Below are 16,292 nucleotides of genomic sequence, written 5' to 3' on the forward strand. Positions count from 1 at the left end.
TGAAATTCTCTTCGGACGGGCTTGCTCCCTTCTCTGAGGCACAACAATGACCGTCAACAGCCGGCCCAACCCGCTCGAGTTCAGCGAAGCCGATACGTGCCGCGAGTTCGTTACGCCCGCCATTCAGGCTGCGGGCTGGGGTGACGCCCCTTTCGAGATTGCTGAGCAACGCAGCTTTACCGATGGCCGCATCGTGCTCACTGGCCGTAGCGCAAAACGACGCGAAGGCAAGCGTGCCGACTACCTCCTCCGTTATCGCCGCGACCTGACGCTGGCCGTGGTCGAAGCCAAGCCATTGCCTTATCTGCTGGTGAACATGAACCTGCTGCTGCACGGTTTGGAGTCACCCGACATCGACCCCGGCAACGCGCTGCGTTTTCCGCTTAAGGAGATTGGCGACCGTGAGCGGGTGGACGGGATTTTGTCCAACCCACCGTTTGACGGGGAAGAAGAACGCGGAATATTGGGCAACTTTCCGGACGACAAGCAGACGGCTGAAACCGCGCTGCTGTTCCTGCAACTCATCATGCGCAAGCTACGGCGGCCTGGACTCCCCTCGCCCTCTGGGAGAGGGGCAGGGGGTGAGGGCGGGCGCGCGGCCGTCGTCGTCCCCAACGGCACCTTGTTTGCTGAAGGCATCTGCGGCCGCATCAAGCAAGAACTATTGACCGAGTTCAACCTGCACACCATCGTGCGCCTGCCCAACGGCGTGTTTGCACCGTACACCAACATCCCCAGCAACCTGCTGTTCTTTGACCGCAACGGCCCCACCAAAGACGTTTGGTTTTACGAGCAGCCCTTGCCCGAAGGCCGCAAGAACTACACCAAGACCCAGCCTTTGCAGTTTGAAGAATTCGCTCCGCTGGTGGCTTGGTGGAGCGACCGCAAAGAAAACGCACAGGCGTGGAAAGTACCTGCCGCTGAAATTCTGGCGAACGGCTGCAACCCCGACCGCAAGAACCCCACCGCCAAACAAGACATCACCCACCTGCCACCGGGGCAATTGGTAGAAAGCATTCTTGCCAAAGAGCGGCAGATCATTGAGATCATGGAACGGGTGCAGGCGCTTTTGAAGGAGCCGCTATGAACAAGAAGTCCAACACCAAGCCAATTGCGGCCGCAACCTCGCTGCGCTTGCGTGCCCCCGCAGTGCGTGAAAAGGCCACGCTGCCCGCTGGCTATGAAGCCGTTCACATCGGCATCGTTGACCTGTTGCAAGCAGCGCGAGCCCAAGCTGCCCGCAGTGTCAATGCACTGATGACCGCCAGCTATTGGGAGATTGGTCGCCGCATCGTTGAGGCGGAACAAAAAGGCAAACGCAGGGCCGAATACGGTGAGCAGTTGATTGAACGGCTGGCTGATGACCTCAGCGGCCAGTTTGGACGTGGGTTCAGCCGACAAAACTTGTGGCAGATTCGCTCGTTCTTCTTGAACTGGCCGCCTGAAACAATTCTCCAGACACCGTCTGGAGAATCCTCAAAACTCCCGACACTGTCTGGAAAATCGCAAAAATTGCAGGCAGCGCCTGCACTATCGCAGAGCGTGAGCGAAGCCCCCGCAAGCCTTGCCGCCATCGCCAGCCGCTTTCCCCTCCCGTGGTCGGCCTACGTGCGCCTGTTGTCTGTCAAGAGCAGCCATGCCCGGCGCTTCTACGAAACCGAAGCCTTGCGCGGCGGCTGGAGCGTGCGCTAGCTGGACCGCCAGATCGGCAGCCAGTTTTACGAACGCACCGCGTTGTCACGCAACAAGGCCGCCATGCTCACCAAAGGCGCGGCCGCCCAACCGGAAGACGCGATCACGCCGGACGAAGCGATTAAAGACCCCTACGTGCTGGAGTTTCTGAACCTCAAGGACGAATACTCCGAAGCCGAACTGGAAGAAGCGCTGATCCACCGGCTGCAAGATTTTCTGCTCGAACTCGGCGACGACTTTGCCTTCATCGGGCGGCAAAAGCGCCTGCGCCTTGACGACACATGGTTCCGTGTTGACCTGGTGTTCTTTCACCGGCGCTTGCGCTGTCTGGTCATCGTTGACCTGAAGGTCGGCAAGTTCAGCTATGCCGATGCCGGGCAGATGCACCTGTACCTGAACTACGCCAAGGCCAACTGGATGCGCGAGGGCGAAAACCCGCCAGTGGGTTTGATCCTGTGCAGCCAAAAGGGCAGCGCCGAAGCGCACTACGCGCTGGAAGGTTTGTCCAACAAGGTGCTGGCTGCCGAATACCAAACCGTGCTGCCCAGCGAAAAAGTGATCGCCGAGGAGCTGACCCACACCACGCGCCTGCTGGAAGAACGCAAGGCCAGCAAGTCGGTGCGCAGCAGGAAGAGTGCCAAAGGCAGCGGCAAGGGGGGCGCATGAGCAAGCCGTGGCCGCGTGTGAAACTGGGAGAGGTGCTGTCTCACCGTAAGGAGTTCATCACCATTGATGACTCACAGCTATATACAAGACCCCGTGTACAGCTTCATGCTCAGGGGATAGTAAAGCGGGAAGCGTGGTGGGTGTGATGAACCAGTTTGCGTATCTGGCCGAGGGCTACCGCGAATATCTTGGGGCACACGACCTGCTGATTCCGTTTCTACATCATTCATGAACGCGAAGGCGAAGAGGGCGACAGTACAGACGTACGGCTAGCGAAGCCGACAAAGTGCACGGATGATTTAGAAATGGAATGACGCTTTCGCTGAAGCTGGCCGGTACCCCTTGCAGTCCGCTGTATAAGCGCAGCATCAGCCCTGATCGTCAACTCAAAGCCGTCGTCAATCAGTGGCAATAGCAGCGGGGGAATAGCAGCGGGGGAGTTGGCGGTGCCGCCGGGTGCATTAGAATGCAATTGCTCCGGGGTGCTGCCCGACCATGTTGGTCGGGTAGCTGAGATGGTCAATCCAAACCCGTGAACTTGAATCGGTTCGTACCGACGTAAGAAGAGCTGACTGAAACGGCCCCAGGGCTTTCAGTCACTGTCCACAACCACTGCGCTGGTTCTGGCCACACCTTCGGAGCATTTTGTGTACCTGCACAACCACAAGGATGCCCCGATGAACGCCCCAGACAAATTTGCCCAGTTGCTTTCCCTGACGCGCGAGCCGTTTCCCGCGTCGCGCAAGATTTACGTGCCCGGTCAGGTTCATGCCAACATCCGCGTGCCCATGCGAGAGGTCGCCTTGAGCAATGGCGAATCCGCCACGCTGTACGACACCTCCGGCCCCTACACCGACCCCACGGCAGACATCGACGTGCGCCGTGGGCTGCAAGCTCCGCGCACGCCGTGGATTGAGGCGCGTGGCGACACAGAAATTTACACAGGCCGCGCCGCACAAGCCGTCGATGACGGCACCCGGCGTGAAGACCGCACCGACCCGTCTGACCCCGAAGCCCAGCGCATCGCCGCCCTGCGCGCCCAGGCCGCTGGCCTGCAGCGCACGCCGCGCCGTGCCAGGGCCGGGCTCAACGTCAGCCAGATGCACTACGCGCGGCGCGGCATCATCACCCCCGAGATGGAATACATCGCGCTGCGCGAAAACTCCAAGCGCGAATGGATGGCCGAATACCTGGGCGACGCCGAGCGCGCCCAGCGCCTGCGCGGCAACCCGATGGGCGCGCAGTTGCCCGAGTTTGTGACGCCGGAGTTTGTGCGCGACGAAGTGGCGCGCGGCCGGGCCATCATTCCGGCCAACATCAACCACCCCGAAGTCGAGCCCATGATCATTGGCCGCAACTTCCTGGTCAAGATCAATGCCAACATCGGCAACTCGGCCGTCACCTCCAGCATTGAAGAAGAAGTGGAGAAACTGGTCTGGGCGATTCGCTGGGGCGCAGACAACGTGATGGACTTGTCGACCGGTAAAAACATCCACACCACGCGCGACTGGATCATCCGCAACTCGCCGGTGCCGATCGGCACGGTGCCGATTTACCAGGCGCTGGAAAAAGTCGGCGGTGTTGCTGAAGACCTGACCTGGGAGATTTACCGCGACACGCTGATCGAGCAGGCCGAGCAGGGCGTGGACTACTTCACCATCCACGCCGGGGTGCGCCTGCCTTTCATCCCGATGACAGCCAAACGCCGCACCGGCATCGTCTCGCGCGGCGGCTCCATCCTGGCCAAGTGGTGTATGTCGCATCACAAAGAGAACTTTTTATACACGCACTTTGAAGACATTTGCGAGATCATGAAGGCCTACGACGTGAGCTTCTCGCTGGGCGATGGCCTGCGCCCGGGCTCGGGAGCCGATGCCAACGACGAAGCGCAGTTTGCCGAACTGCGCACGCTGGGCGAGCTGACAAAAATCGCCTGGAAGCACGACGTGCAGACCATGATCGAAGGCCCTGGCCACGTGCCCATGCACATGATCCAGGCCAACATGGAAGAGCAGCTCAAGCACTGCCATGAGGCGCCCTTCTACACACTGGGCCCGCTGACCATCGACATTTCCCCGGGCTACGACCACATCTCCAGCGCCATTGGCGCGGCCATGATCGGCTGGTTTGGCACCGCCATGCTGTGTTACGTCACGCCCAAGGAGCACCTGGGCCTGCCGGACCGCAACGACGTCAAGCAGGGCATCATTGCCTACAAAATTGCCGCGCATGCGGCCGACGTGGCCAAGGGGCACCCGACCTCACGCGCGCGCGACGAGGCGCTGTCCAAGGCGCGCTTCGAGTTTCGCTGGCACGACCAGTTCAACCTGTCGCTGGACCCGGACACGGCGCGCGAATTCCACGACGAGACTTTGCCCAAGGAAGTCAGCAAGGTAGCGCACTTCTGCTCGATGTGCGGGCCAAAATTCTGCTCGATGAAAATCAGCCAGGAAGTGCGCGAGTTTGCGGCACAACAAGGTATTGCGGAAAACGCGGCGCTGGATCAGGGAATGCAGGCAAAATCGGCCGAGTTCCGCGAAGGCGGCAGCGAAATTTACATCCCGATCCAGAAACTCTGAAGCAACGCTGACAAAGGCAGACACATCCATGCATATTGGTATCGCAGGCGCAGGTTTGCTCGGGCGGCTGCTGGCCTTCGAGTTGGCCAAAGGCGGCCATTCGGTGGAGGTATTTGACCCCGCACCTGGCCCGCTGCCGCCTGCCTCACAGCAAACGCCCTATGCCGCAGGCTGGACCGCAGCCGGCATGCTCAGCCCGACTGCCGAGCTGGAGTCGGCTGATGAAAACGTCTTTGCGCTGGGCCTGCGTTCGCTGGAACTCTGGCCCGCCATCGTGGCCTCCCTCGGCATGCCGGTCGAGTTGCACCGGCGCGGCAGTCTGCTGCTGGCGCATCGCGGCGATGAAGGTGCAGCGCGGCGCGTGGTGGACCTGCTGAAACACAAGGCACCTGCCGGCCATGCGCCGCAAATGCTGGACGCAGTTGCCCTGGGCGAGCTGGAGCCGGCGCTCCACGGCGCGGTGCACGCCTGGTTGCTGCCCCACGAGGGACAGATTCACAGCGTACAGGCCATGACAGCGCTGGCCCATGCAGCAGATGCAGCAGGCACACGTTTTCACTGGGGTATCACCGTCACCCGCCTGCAGGCCGGTGAAATTCACACGACGCAAACGCTGCGAAAGTTCGACTGTGTGTTCGATGTACGCGGCACCGGCGCACGGCCTAAACCGGCGGTCAACGGGCAAGACGATGGGTTCACGCCGCAGGTGCGGGGCGTGCGTGGTGAGATCCTCTGGCTGCATGCGCCCGGTGTGGTGCTGCAGCGCCCGGTGCGCCTGCTGCACCCGCGCCACCGCGTCTACCTGGTGCCGCGCGAAGGCGGGCATATCGTGGTCGGCGCCAGCGAGATCGAAAGCGAAGACCGCTCGCCAGTCTCGTTGCGCAGCACGGTTGAGCTGCTGGCCGCCGCGCACAGCATCATTCCTGAATTGGCCGAGGCGCGCGTGATTCATTCTGAAACCAATCTGCGCCCCGCGCTGCCTGACAATCTGCCGCGCGTGGAACAGGCCCCCGGTCTGGTACGCATCAACGGACTGTTTCGCCACGGCTGGCTGATCGCGCCGGCGCTGGTCGAACAAACCCTGAAAAATCTGACATGACACTGATCAACATCACTCTCAACGGCGAGCTGCGGCAAGTCCCGGCGGACAGCAGCTTGGCCGAAGCGCTGGCGGGCAGTGGCCAGCCCGCTCAGTCTTTCGCGAGCGCCATCAATGGCGAGTTCGTCGCACGCGATGCGCGCGCGCAAACCGTGCTGGCCGACGGTGACGCGATTTTCACTTTCCAGGCCATCACAGGAGGCTGACATGGGTTTTCAGATTGCAGACGTGACGCTGAACAGCCGATTTTTCCTCGGCACCGCCAGCTACCCCTCGCCGCAGATTTTGCAGGAGGCGATTGCGGCCTCGGGCGCCGAGGTTGTCACCGTCGGGCTCAAGCGCCAGATGGCGGCCGGCGGCGCCAGCACGCAAAATGACTTTTACGCCATGATCCGCAGCAGCGGCGCCCGCCTGCTGCCCAACACCGCCGGCTGCCGCAGCGCGCGCGAAGCCGTGACCATGTCGCAGATGGCGCGCGAGCTGTTCGGTACGCACTGGATCAAGCTCGAAGTGGTGGGTGATGAACACACGCTGCAGCCGGATCCGTTTGAACTGGTCACCGCCGCGACCGAGCTGGCGCGTGATGGCTTTGAAGTGTTTCCCTACTGCACCGACGACCTGGTCAGCTGCCAGCGGCTGCTGGACGCCGGTTGCCGCATCCTGATGCCCTGGGGCGCACCGATTGGCTCGGGCCAGGGCCTGCGCAACCCGCATGCGCTGCGCACCCTGCGCGCGCGCCTGCCCGGCGTGCCGCTGATCGTGGACGCCGGCATCGGCTCGCCGGCCGACGCGGTGCAGGCGATGGAGCTGGGTTTTGATGCGGTGCTGCTGAACTCGGCCGTAGCCCACGCGCGCGACCCGGTGCAGATGGCACGCGCTTTCAAGCTTGGCATCGAGTCCGGGCGACTGGCTTGGGAGGCCGGCATCATGGCCCAGCAGGACATGGCGGTCGCCTCGACCCCGGTCACCGGACGGCCGTTCATCCTATGACCGACCCAGCCAACACCGCGCAGGTCTGGACCATGCCCGGCCATGCGAAAGAGCTGGAACGGCTGCGGCAGACGTGCAAGGAGCGACTGCTGCCAGACCCCGCCCTGCTCTGCGTCAACCGCAGCGAGGCCGCCGCCCTGCTGGGCATGGCCCCGCTGGCCACCCGTGACACTGTCGAGCAGGCTGCCAAAGCTTTGCGGGCATGGGCTTGCCAGGCCGTCGTGATCACCGGCGGCGATGACGCCGACTATGCCGACACCCCGCATGCCAGCGGCTGGCTTGATCTGCCAGGGCTTGCCGCGCCGCCCAGCACCGACACGGGCACCGTCTTCGCCACCAGCGCGGCCGCAGCGCTGGCACGCGGTTTTGTTGCGATAGAGGCCATCATCCTGGCCAAGATGGCAAGGGCCGATGCACTGCGCCACGGCGCTGCAGCAGACCCGCTGCAGCCACGCGCCGACTTCGCACAGCACAGCGGCAACCTGCCGCACTTCAACTTGCCGGTCTCAACAACCGTCAGCGGCTTTGCCGCGCTCAGTAACGCGGACCTGGGCCTGTATGCGGTGGTGGACAGTGCCGCCTGGGTCGAACGGGTCGTCGCAGCCGGGGTGCACACGGTGCAGTTGCGCATCAAGGATGCAGAGCGGCCGGAGCAGCGCGAGCATGTCCGGCAGCAAGTGCGCCAGAGCATCGCCGCGGCCGTTGCGGCCGGCGCGCAACTTTTCATCAACGACCACTGGCACATCGCCATTGAAGAAGGCGCTTACGGCGTGCACCTGGGGCAGGAAGATCTGCACATCGCCGATCTGGCCGCAATTGCCAAGGCCGGCCTGCGGCTGGGCATCAGCACCCACGCTTACTGGGAAGTTTGCCGCGCCTGGGCACTGCAGCCCAGCTACATCGCCTGCGGCCCTATTCATCCCACGCAGGCCAAGGCCATGCCCTGGATCCCCCAAGGCAATGACAACCTGGCATATTGGTGCAAGCTGCTGCCAACCCCCGTGGTGGGCATTGCCGGCATGGACGTGGCACGAACCGAGCAGGCGGCACAGTGTGGTGTGGCCGGTGTGGCGGTGATCAGTGCCATCACCGCAGCCGCTTCGCCGGAAACGGCAATCACGCAGTTGCAACAAGCCGTGCAGCGCGGCAAGAGCCGGCCACCGTCCGCCGCGCCCCTTCTGCCAAAATCCACCCTTTCACCCACTGTTTGACGACGGAAGGCCCCATGCAACGTACTCTTTTAGCCGGAAAAATCCACCGCGCCACCGTCACCCAATGCGAGTTGCATTACGAAGGCTCCTGCGCCATCGACGACGACTTGCTGGACGCCTCCGGCATCGCCGAATTTGAACAAATTCATATATGGAACATCAACAACGGCGCACGCTTCGTCACCTACGCCATACGCGCGCAGCGCGGCAGCGGCACCATCTCGGTCAATGGCTCGGCGGCCCGCCACGCTGCGGTTGGCGACCTGATCATCATTGCGGCCTTTGGCCAGTTGCAGGCGGACCAGGTGGCCGGCTTCCAGCCCAGGCTGGTGTTTGTCGATGACGCCAACCGCATCAAGGAAGAACACTCCACCATTGCGGTGCAGGTCCGTTGAGCCTACCCACCAACCATTCCGAAGCATCCATGGACAACCAGTCGATGAGCCAGCGCAGCCTGCGGCACGTGTGGCACCCGTGCACGCAGATGAAGCAACACGCGTCGCAGGCCGTGCCTCTGGTGCCGGTGTCGCGCGCCGAGGGTGTGTGGCTGTATGACTTTGAAGGCAATCGCTACCTCGACGGCATTAGCTCCTGGTGGGTCAATCTGTTTGGCCACAACCATCCGCATATCAGGGCGGCTCTGGTTGACCAGTTGGGCCGGCTCGATCACGTGATGCTGGCCGGTTTCACGCACCAGCCGGTGGTGGAGCTGTCCGAACAGCTGGCCGCGCTGACGGGTCTGGGCCATGCCTTTTACGGCAGCGACGGCGCCTCGGCCACCGAAATCGCGCTGAAGATGAGCGCGCACTACTGGCGCAACACAGGACGGCCCGGCAAGTGCCGCTTTGTGGGCCTGGCCGGTGGCTACCACGGCGAAACCGTGGGCGCATTGGCCGTCACCGATATCGCCATTTTCCGGGAAGCCTACGCACCGCTGGTGCGGCTGGCGGCCACCGTGCCCAGCCCCGACGCACGGGCGGCACTGCTCGGTGAAAGCGCTGCCGATGTGGCGCAGCGCGCCGCCGACGCGCTGCAAGCCTGGCTGGCCGAGCACCATCAAGAAACCGCTGCCCTGATCGTCGAGCCCCTGGTGCAATGCGCGGCCGGCATGGCCATGCACGATGCTGGCTACCTGCGCCGGGTTCGCGCGCTGTGCGATCACTACGAGGTGCATCTGGTCGTCGACGAAATCGCCACCGGTTTCGGCCGCACCGGCACGATGTTCGCGCACCAGCAGGCCGGCATCCGGCCCGACTTCATTTGCCTCTCCAAAGGGTTGACCGGTGGCACCCTGCCCTTGTCCGCGGTACTCACCACCGACACGGTGTACGAGGCCTTTTACGACGACGAGGTGGCGCGCGGCTTTCTGCATTCCCACTCGTACACCGGCAACCCGCTGGCCTGCCGCGCCGCGCTGGCGACCTTGGCGCTGTTCTCTCAAAACGATGTGCTGGCAAACAACGCCGTGCTCGCCCAGACACTGGATGCGGCTTTCGCGCCCTTGACGGGCCATGCGCGCATCCGGCATGCGCGTCGGCTGGGCATGATCTGGGCCTGGGACGTGGACACCGTCCTGCCAGACTTTGCGCAGCGCTACCACCAGCACGCGATGGCGCACGGCGTGCTGCTGCGACCCATCGGCAACACCATTTACGCCATGCCACCGTATGTGATGGACGAAGAAAGCGCTGAGCACCTGGCGCAGGGTGCGCTGGCCGCACTGCAGGCCACGCTGGCCGAAGAGGCAAGCTGCCATGGCTGAGCGCCGCGCCATCTCCTGCTTTGTGACCGGTACCGATACCGGGGTCGGCAAGACCCTGGTCAGCGCGGCGCTGATACATGCGCTGGCGCGGCACCACGCCCGTGTCGTCGGCATGAAACCCGTGGCGGCGGGCACCACCCTGATCCAAGGCGTCGAAGCCAATGACGATGTGCTGGCGCTGCGCGCCGCCTCCACCTGCGGCGTGCCGCCGGCGCTGGACAACCCGGTGCTGCTGCCTGACCCGGTGTCGCCGCATATCGCCGCTGCGCGCGCCGGCCTTCGCATTGACATCGCCCACATCGTGGCCTGCCATCGCCAGCTGGCGCAGCTTGCCGACGCCGTGGTGGTCGAAGGCGCGGGCGGTTTTCTGGTGCCGCTCTCAGCCACGGAAACCGGCGCTGACCTGGCGCAGCAACTCGGCCTGCCGGTCGTGCTGGTGGTGGGCCTGCGACTAGGCTGCCTGAACCACACGCTGCTGACGCTGGAGGCGATCCGCGCGCGCGGCCTGGCGCTGGCCGGCTGGGTAGCCAACCATATTGACCCCGCCATGCTGGCGCAGGACGACAACATCGATTTTTTGCAACAACGGCTCGGTGCGCCGCTGCTGGCAAACATTGCGCACCAGAGCACGCCTGATGCCCGAACACTGACCCTTGGCCTCCCCCCGGCATGGCAATAGACCCTTCCCTGACAACTTCCTGGCTCGATGAATTTCCGGCGCGCATTGCCGAGCTGGACCGTACTCACCTGCGGCGCCGGCGGCGTGTGGTGCTGCCAGAAAGCGGCGCCCGACTGCGGGTCGACGGGCAGAGCATGCTGGCGTTTTGCAGCAACGACTACCTGGGCCTGGCCAATCACCCGGCGCTGATCGAAGCGGCCTGCATGGGCGCGCGCAGCTTCGGCGTGGGCGCAACGGCCTCACCGCTGGTCAGCGGCCACAGCGCGGCGAACGACGCACTGGAGCATGCGCTGGCCAGTTTCGTCGGCCTGCCGCGTGCGCTTTATTTTTACGCTGGTTACGCCACCAACATCGGCATCATTCCGGCGCTGGTGGGTAGCGGTGATGCGATTTTTTCAGACACACTCAACCATGCCTGCCTGATTGACGGTGCGCGCCTGTCGCGCGCGCAGATTCACCGCTACGCCCATGCCGACCTGGCTGCGCTGGAGGCGGCGCTGGCGCAAAGCCCGGCGCAGCGCAAACTGGTCATCAGCGACACGGTGTTCAGCATGGATGGCGACCTGGCCGACGTACCGGCCCTGCTGGCGCTGTGCGAGCGCCATGATGCGCTGCTGCTGCTGGACGATGCGCATGGCTTTGGCGTACTGGGGCCACAGGGGCGCGGCTGCCTGTCCCACTTTTCACTGACCGGCGCGCGCGCGTCACCACGCGTGCTCTACATGACCACCCTGGGCAAGGCGGCCGGCGTCGCAGGTGCTTTTGTGGCCGGCAGCGATGCCATTGTTGAATGGTTGCTGCAAAAAACCCGCAGCTATATTTATGCCACGGCCGCACCCGCGCTGCTGGCCAGCGCCCTGCGTGCCAGCCTGCAGCTGATCGAACATGACGAGTGGCGGCGCGAACACCTGCGGCAACTCATCAAGCGTCTGCGCCAGGGCTTGGCCACGGGCCTGCGAGGCAGCAGCTGGCGACTCGGGCCATCCCGGACACCCATCCAGCCGCTGCTGATTGGCCGCAACGACGAAGCGCTGGCGGTTATGGAGGGCCTGCGCGAGCGCGGCCTGTGGGTGCCCGCCATTCGTCCGCCGACGGTGCCCGAAGGCACGGCGCGCCTGCGCATCGCCCTGTCGGCGGCCCACACCGAAGCCGATATTGACCTGTTGATCCAGGCCCTGAGCGAGCTGGCCGCCGCAGGCCAGCCGGCAGTAGCCTTCGGCTAGACTTCAAAATCTGTCGAAACTCCATTGAAATTGCCGCGCCATCCCGACAAAAAATTGATACGAAATGTGTATCGCTTCAAGGAACAAAACCATGTCCAGCGTTTTTGAACAACCCGTCACCCTGCACCGCCCGCGCCAGGCCGTAACCGCCAGCGCTGCGACCGGCTGGAGCACCGACGCGATCGAAGCGCTTTTCAACCTGCCTTTCCCGGAACTGATGCACCGAGCGCAGACCGTGCACCGTGAAAATTTCGACCCCAACCGGGTTGAGTTTGCCACCCTGCTGTCGGTCAAAACCGGCGGCTGCCCGGAAGACTGCAGCTACTGCCCGCAAGCCGCCCGCTTTGACACCGGTGTCGAGGCGACCAAGCTGATGGAGCCGCATGAAGTGCGGCTGGCCGCGCAGCGTGCCAAGGACGCCGGTGCCACGCGTTTTTGCATGGGCGCGGCCTGGCGCGCGCCGAAAGACCGCGACATTGAAAAAGTCGCCGAGCTGGTGCGCACCGTCAAGGCCCTCGGACTGGAAACCTGCGCCACGCTGGGCATGCTGGAAGACGGCCACGCGCAAACCCTGCAAAGTGCCGGTCTTGACTACTACAACCACAACCTCGACAGCGCGCCCGACTTCTATGGCGACATCATCACCACGCGCGACTACCAGGACCGCCTCGACACCCTGGCGCGCGTGCGCAGCGCTGGCGTCAAGGTCTGTTGCGGCGGCATCGTCGGCATGGGCGAAACACGGCGCCAGCGCGCCGGCCTGGTCGCCGAGCTGGCGAATCTGACGCCTTACCCCGAGTCGGTGCCGATCAACAACCTGGTGAAGGTGGAAGGTACCCCGCTGGCGGATCAGGCCGATCTGGACCCGTTTGAATTCGTGCGCACAATTGCGGTCGCGCGCATCACCATGCCGAAGGCGCGCGTGCGCCTGTCGGCAGGCCGCCAGCAAATGGGCGACGCGGTGCAAGCCCTGTGTTTCCTGGCCGGCGCCAACTCCATCTTTTACGGCGACAAGCTGCTGACCACCGGCAACCCGGACACCGCCGCCGATGTGGCGCTGCTGGCGCGACTCGGCATGACGCGTTCAGCACCCGCCGTACAGCCATGACACAACCCTCGGCCAGCCCCTACGGCACGCTGTCCGCCGCGCCGGCGGCGGCCTCGCGCAAACCCATCAGCCTGCCGCGCCTGCGCGAGATGCATGGTCAGGGCGACAAAATCACCATGCTGACCGCCTACGACGCGACCTTTGCGGCGGTGGCCGACGCAGCCGGCGTCGAGTGCATCCTGGTCGGCGACTCGCTGGGCATGGTGTGCCAGGGTTTGAGCAGCACGGTGGGCGTGACGCTCGAAGCCATGCGGCATCACACCGAATGTGTGGCACGTGGGCTGCGGCGCGCCCAGGCCACCGCCTGGCTGATCGGCGACCTGCCCTTCGGCAGCTACCACGAGTCCAAAGAGCAGGCCCTGCGCAGCGCCGTCGTGCTGATGCAGGCCGGTGCCCATATGGTCAAGCTCGAAGGCGGCGGCTGGACCACCGAGACTGTGCGCTTCCTGGTGGAACGCGGCATTCCGGTCTGCGCCCACCTGGGTCTGACGCCGCAAACCGTGCATGCACTGGGCGGCTACCGCGTGCAAGGCCGCAGCGATGAAGCCGCCGCCACACTCAAGGTGCAAGCCCACGCGCTTCAGGACGCCGGCGCAGCCATGCTGGTGCTGGAAATGGTGCCGGCGGCGCTGTCGGCCGCGCTGACCCAGGAGCTCACGCACTGCGCGACGATTGGCATAGGCGCCGGTGTCGGCACCGCTGGCCAGGTGCTGGTCTTGCACGACATGCTGGGCATGAACCTGGGCAAGATGCCTAAGTTCGTGCACAACTTCATGGCAGACGCACCCAGCATACAAGGCGCGATGCGGGCCTATGTGCAGGCTGTGAAACAGCAGCGTTTTCCAGTCGATGCTGTCCACGCATGGTGAGCCTGTATATTCGCTCCTCCGGCTTCGGCCATTACGACCAGACTTCTGTTCGCACCGCATGAAAATCGTCCACGCCATCACCGACCTGCGCGCCGAGTTGGCGCCTTTCCAGCGTCCCGCTTTTGTGGCCACCATGGGCAACCTGCATGACGGCCATATCGCGCTGGTGGACCAGGCCAAACCGCTGGGCGATGTGACCGTGGCCAGCATTTTTGTGAACCGCCTGCAATTCGCGCCGCACGAGGACTTCGACAGCTACCCGCGCACCTGGGAGGCCGACTGCGACCGGCTGCGCGCCGCCGGCTGCGATGTGCTGTTTGCCCCGCGCGAGGCCGACCTCTACCCCGAACCGCAAACCTACAAGGTGCACCCGCCGACCGAACTCGCCGACATCCTCGAAGGCCACTTCCGGCCCGGATTTTTCACCGGTGTCAGCACCGTGGTGATGAAGCTGTTTTCGTGCGTGTTCGCTGGCAAAGCGGCGGGTATCGCGATGTTCGGCAAGAAGGACTACCAGCAGGTGATGATCGTGCGGCGCATGGTGCGGCAGTTCGCGCTGCCGATAACAATCGTGCCCGGCGAAACCCTGCGTGCGGCCGACGGCCTGGCGCTGTCCTCGCGCAATGGCTACCTCTCTGCGCAGGAGCGCAGCGAAGCGGTGGCGTTGTCACGCGCGCTGCAGGCGCTGGGCCAGGCTGTGACAACGCAAGGCATGGCAAAACGGGAAACGCTGGAAGAAGAAACGATGCAAGCCCTGGCCGCGCGCGGCTGGACGCCCGACTACCTGACAGTGCGCCGCCGCGCCGACCTGCTGCCACCCCACGGCAACGATGCCGCAACGCCGCTGGTTGTTCTGGGCGCGGCCAGGCTGGGCAGCACGCGCCTGATCGACAACCTGGAGATATAGAGACAAACACGTAATGGGGCTGATTTATTGGTCAAATTGACCTCTAGCCCATATCCCACGGGCATGAACAGCTATCTATTCAGGAGCATCCGGATCGGGCTGCAGGGCAGCGCTATCGCCAACGGCCGACGTTTCGGTACTGGCATTGGCCTGCGCACGCTGCTCGGCCAGCCACTGCCAGCCTTTCCACGCCACAAAGGCCGCGCCTGCAGCCAACGCCCCGTAACGCAGCACCGGCCTGCGCGCACCCGCGAGGGCCAGCGAGAGCAAGGGGCTGAGCAGCGGAGCGCGTTTGAGTAGCCCGAGGGCCAGTGGCAAGCCCCGACCCATGACCAGACCTGGCGCCGCCTTGCCGAACACGGTCGCCGACTGCCTCACTGCGTTGAGGGTGTGGACCAGTTCAGCACGCTCGGCCGCTGAGCGCAGCAGCAGCAACTGCTTTCTCATGGCCCTCTGCCTGGCGGCATCACTCATGGGCATCTTTGCCACGCGGCATGTCGCCGGTCGACGCAGCCTGCAGCGCCTCGCGGTCCCGCTCCATTTCGGCCAGCGTGGCCTGCAGGAAAGGCGGCCGCGTGGCCAGCATGCGCTGGACGCGCCACACGAACCAGCCAGCCAGGCCCAGGTAGGCCGCTGCAAAACAAGCCAGCACTGTCACACGCTGGGCCGCATCGACGGCCAACACCACCGTGAAGGTAACTGTCAGCACCCCGACCAGGCCAAACACCAGCAAGCCCAGCAGGCTCAACAACAGGCCGACCAGCCGCTGCAACTCCTCTTCCAGCTCGACACCCGCCAGTGCCAGGCGGGTATGCGCTATGGCCAGGGCGGTCAGCGCGAGCTGGCGCAGTGAAGCCAGCAGGCGCGGCGGCGGGCTGGTTTCGGGTGGGTTCATGCGGCAGGGTCCCGGTGCTTGCCGAGACTATTTGCGGTTGATCAGCAGACCGATCAAAAACCCGGCAGCAGCGGCGATGCCGACGGCCTTCCAGGGATTGGCGTGGACATACTCGTCCGTGACCTTGGCGGCTTCTTTGCCCCTGAGCAGCACCGCTTCCTGCAGGCCCGTGAGTTTTTCGGTCGCGAGCTTGAGTTTGCCTGCGGCCTTTTCACGCAGGGCGGCGGCCGTCTCGCCGGTGGCGGCGGTGGCGGCCTTGAGCAAATCCTCCACATCGGCGAGGACGACCTTCATATCGGTGATCAATTTGTCTTTGCTGGTGTTGTCCATGGCGGGCCCCCAAAACAGGTGAAAAAACGGTGGTGGCAATCAGAGGAAGGCTGACACTCCGGAGACGAAGACCAGTTTATCCCACCAGCAAAGCCACAGCGCAAGCCGCATTCATGCAGGCACAGACATCAAAGCCAGGAGCCTGGGCGGCAGAAGGAACGTCGGCTGCAAAGCGGCCGCGACGGTCCATTTTTCACCGGCTTTTTGCCCCATAGCTACGGCTATGGCGCTGCAAACCCGGCAAAAACTGTCCTCGCCGGGGCCACTTTTCGCTTCGACGCC

16 protein-coding genes, 1 pseudogene and 1 riboswitch are annotated in these 16,292 nt (G+C 64.1%); of the genes and pseudogenes, 14 read left to right on the forward strand and 3 right to left on the reverse strand.

The window, feature by feature from the left end:
• The first annotated feature begins 46 nt into the window (after nt 1–46).
• From Q8O29_RS15955 to panC, 14 genes and pseudogenes are all read left to right on the forward strand, one after another.
• Nucleotides 47–1,087, forward strand: a complete 1,041-nt coding sequence (locus tag Q8O29_RS15955; RefSeq protein WP_371134259.1) for an N-6 DNA methylase — start codon at nt 47–49, stop codon at nt 1,085–1,087.
• Nucleotides 1,084–2,358: pseudogene (locus tag Q8O29_RS15960) on the forward strand (YhcG family protein). Before Q8O29_RS15955 ends, Q8O29_RS15960 begins: the two are co-directional and overlap by 4 nt.
• Nucleotides 2,359–2,826: 468 nt before the next feature.
• Nucleotides 2,827–2,940: riboswitch (TPP riboswitch) on the forward strand.
• A gap of 95 nt (nt 2,941–3,035) precedes the next feature.
• Nucleotides 3,036–4,937 carry a phosphomethylpyrimidine synthase ThiC gene (gene thiC / locus Q8O29_RS15965; protein WP_305564535.1) on the forward strand — a complete coding sequence of 634 codons (1,902 nt, stop codon included), beginning with the start codon at nt 3,036–3,038 and terminating at the stop codon, nt 4,935–4,937.
• 28 nt (nt 4,938–4,965) lie between these two features.
• On the forward strand, nt 4,966–6,036 hold the full coding sequence (gene thiO / locus Q8O29_RS15970; protein ID WP_305564537.1) for a glycine oxidase ThiO: 1,071 nt from the start codon (nt 4,966–4,968) through the stop codon (nt 6,034–6,036).
• Nucleotides 6,033–6,242 carry a sulfur carrier protein ThiS gene (gene thiS, locus Q8O29_RS15975; protein WP_305564539.1) on the forward strand — a complete coding sequence of 70 codons (210 nt, stop codon included), beginning with the start codon at nt 6,033–6,035 and terminating at the stop codon, nt 6,240–6,242. The genes thiO and thiS overlap by 4 nt, the downstream gene beginning before the upstream one ends.
• Before the next feature lies 1 nt (nt 6,243).
• Nucleotides 6,244–7,026: a thiazole synthase gene (locus Q8O29_RS15980; protein ID WP_305564541.1), complete on the forward strand. Its 783-nt coding sequence runs from the start codon at nt 6,244–6,246 to the stop codon at nt 7,024–7,026.
• Nucleotides 7,023–8,237, forward strand: a complete 1,215-nt coding sequence (locus Q8O29_RS15985) for a thiamine phosphate synthase (protein ID WP_305564543.1) — start codon at nt 7,023–7,025, stop codon at nt 8,235–8,237. The genes Q8O29_RS15980 and Q8O29_RS15985 overlap by 4 nt, the downstream gene beginning before the upstream one ends.
• 14 nt (nt 8,238–8,251) lie before the next feature.
• Nucleotides 8,252–8,632, forward strand: coding sequence for an aspartate 1-decarboxylase (panD, locus tag Q8O29_RS15990; protein WP_305564545.1), 381 nt, complete (start codon nt 8,252–8,254; stop codon nt 8,630–8,632).
• A 29-nt stretch (nt 8,633–8,661) separates the two neighbouring features.
• Complete coding sequence (gene bioA / locus Q8O29_RS15995; protein ID WP_305564547.1) at nt 8,662–9,999, forward strand: adenosylmethionine--8-amino-7-oxononanoate transaminase; 1,338 nt, start codon at nt 8,662–8,664, stop codon at nt 9,997–9,999.
• A complete protein-coding gene (bioD, locus tag Q8O29_RS16000) occupies nt 9,992–10,678 on the forward strand; it encodes a dethiobiotin synthase (RefSeq protein ID WP_305564549.1) in 687 nt (228 codons plus the stop codon). Before bioA ends, bioD begins: the two co-directional genes overlap by 8 nt.
• Nucleotides 10,669–11,901 (forward strand): 8-amino-7-oxononanoate synthase, encoded by a 1,233-nt coding sequence (gene bioF, locus Q8O29_RS16005; protein WP_305564551.1) that lies wholly within the window; start codon nt 10,669–10,671, stop codon nt 11,899–11,901. Before bioD ends, bioF begins: the two co-directional genes overlap by 10 nt.
• A 91-nt stretch (nt 11,902–11,992) precedes the next feature.
• On the forward strand, nt 11,993–13,009 hold the full coding sequence (gene bioB, locus Q8O29_RS16010) for a biotin synthase BioB (protein WP_305564553.1): 1,017 nt from the start codon (nt 11,993–11,995) through the stop codon (nt 13,007–13,009).
• Complete coding sequence (panB, locus tag Q8O29_RS16015; RefSeq protein WP_305564555.1) at nt 13,006–13,878, forward strand: 3-methyl-2-oxobutanoate hydroxymethyltransferase; 873 nt, start codon at nt 13,006–13,008, stop codon at nt 13,876–13,878. Before bioB ends, panB begins: the two co-directional genes overlap by 4 nt.
• A 58-nt stretch (nt 13,879–13,936) precedes the next feature.
• Nucleotides 13,937–14,785: a pantoate--beta-alanine ligase gene (panC, locus tag Q8O29_RS16020; protein WP_305564557.1), complete on the forward strand. Its 849-nt coding sequence runs from the start codon at nt 13,937–13,939 to the stop codon at nt 14,783–14,785.
• A 75-nt stretch (nt 14,786–14,860) separates the two neighbouring features.
• Here panC and Q8O29_RS16025 read toward each other — a convergent pair whose 3' ends face one another.
• From Q8O29_RS16025 to Q8O29_RS16035, 3 genes are read right to left on the reverse strand one after another with little or no spacing between them, the layout of a single operon-like run.
• Complete coding sequence (locus Q8O29_RS16025) at nt 14,861–15,232, reverse strand: hypothetical protein (protein WP_305564559.1); 372 nt, start codon at nt 15,230–15,232, stop codon at nt 14,861–14,863.
• A 19-nt stretch (nt 15,233–15,251) separates the two neighbouring features.
• Complete coding sequence (locus Q8O29_RS16030; RefSeq protein ID WP_305564561.1) at nt 15,252–15,680, reverse strand: phage holin family protein; 429 nt, start codon at nt 15,678–15,680, stop codon at nt 15,252–15,254.
• Nucleotides 15,681–15,707: 27 nt separating this feature from the next.
• Entirely contained in the window at nt 15,708–16,010 is a 303-nt protein-coding gene (locus tag Q8O29_RS16035) for a YqjD family protein (protein ID WP_305564563.1), read from the reverse strand.
• Nucleotides 16,011–16,292 lie beyond the last annotated feature (282 nt).

The sequence above is a fragment of the Polaromonas sp. genome (assembly GCF_030689685.1).
GTDB lineage: Bacteria > Pseudomonadota > Gammaproteobacteria > Burkholderiales > Burkholderiaceae_C > Polaromonas.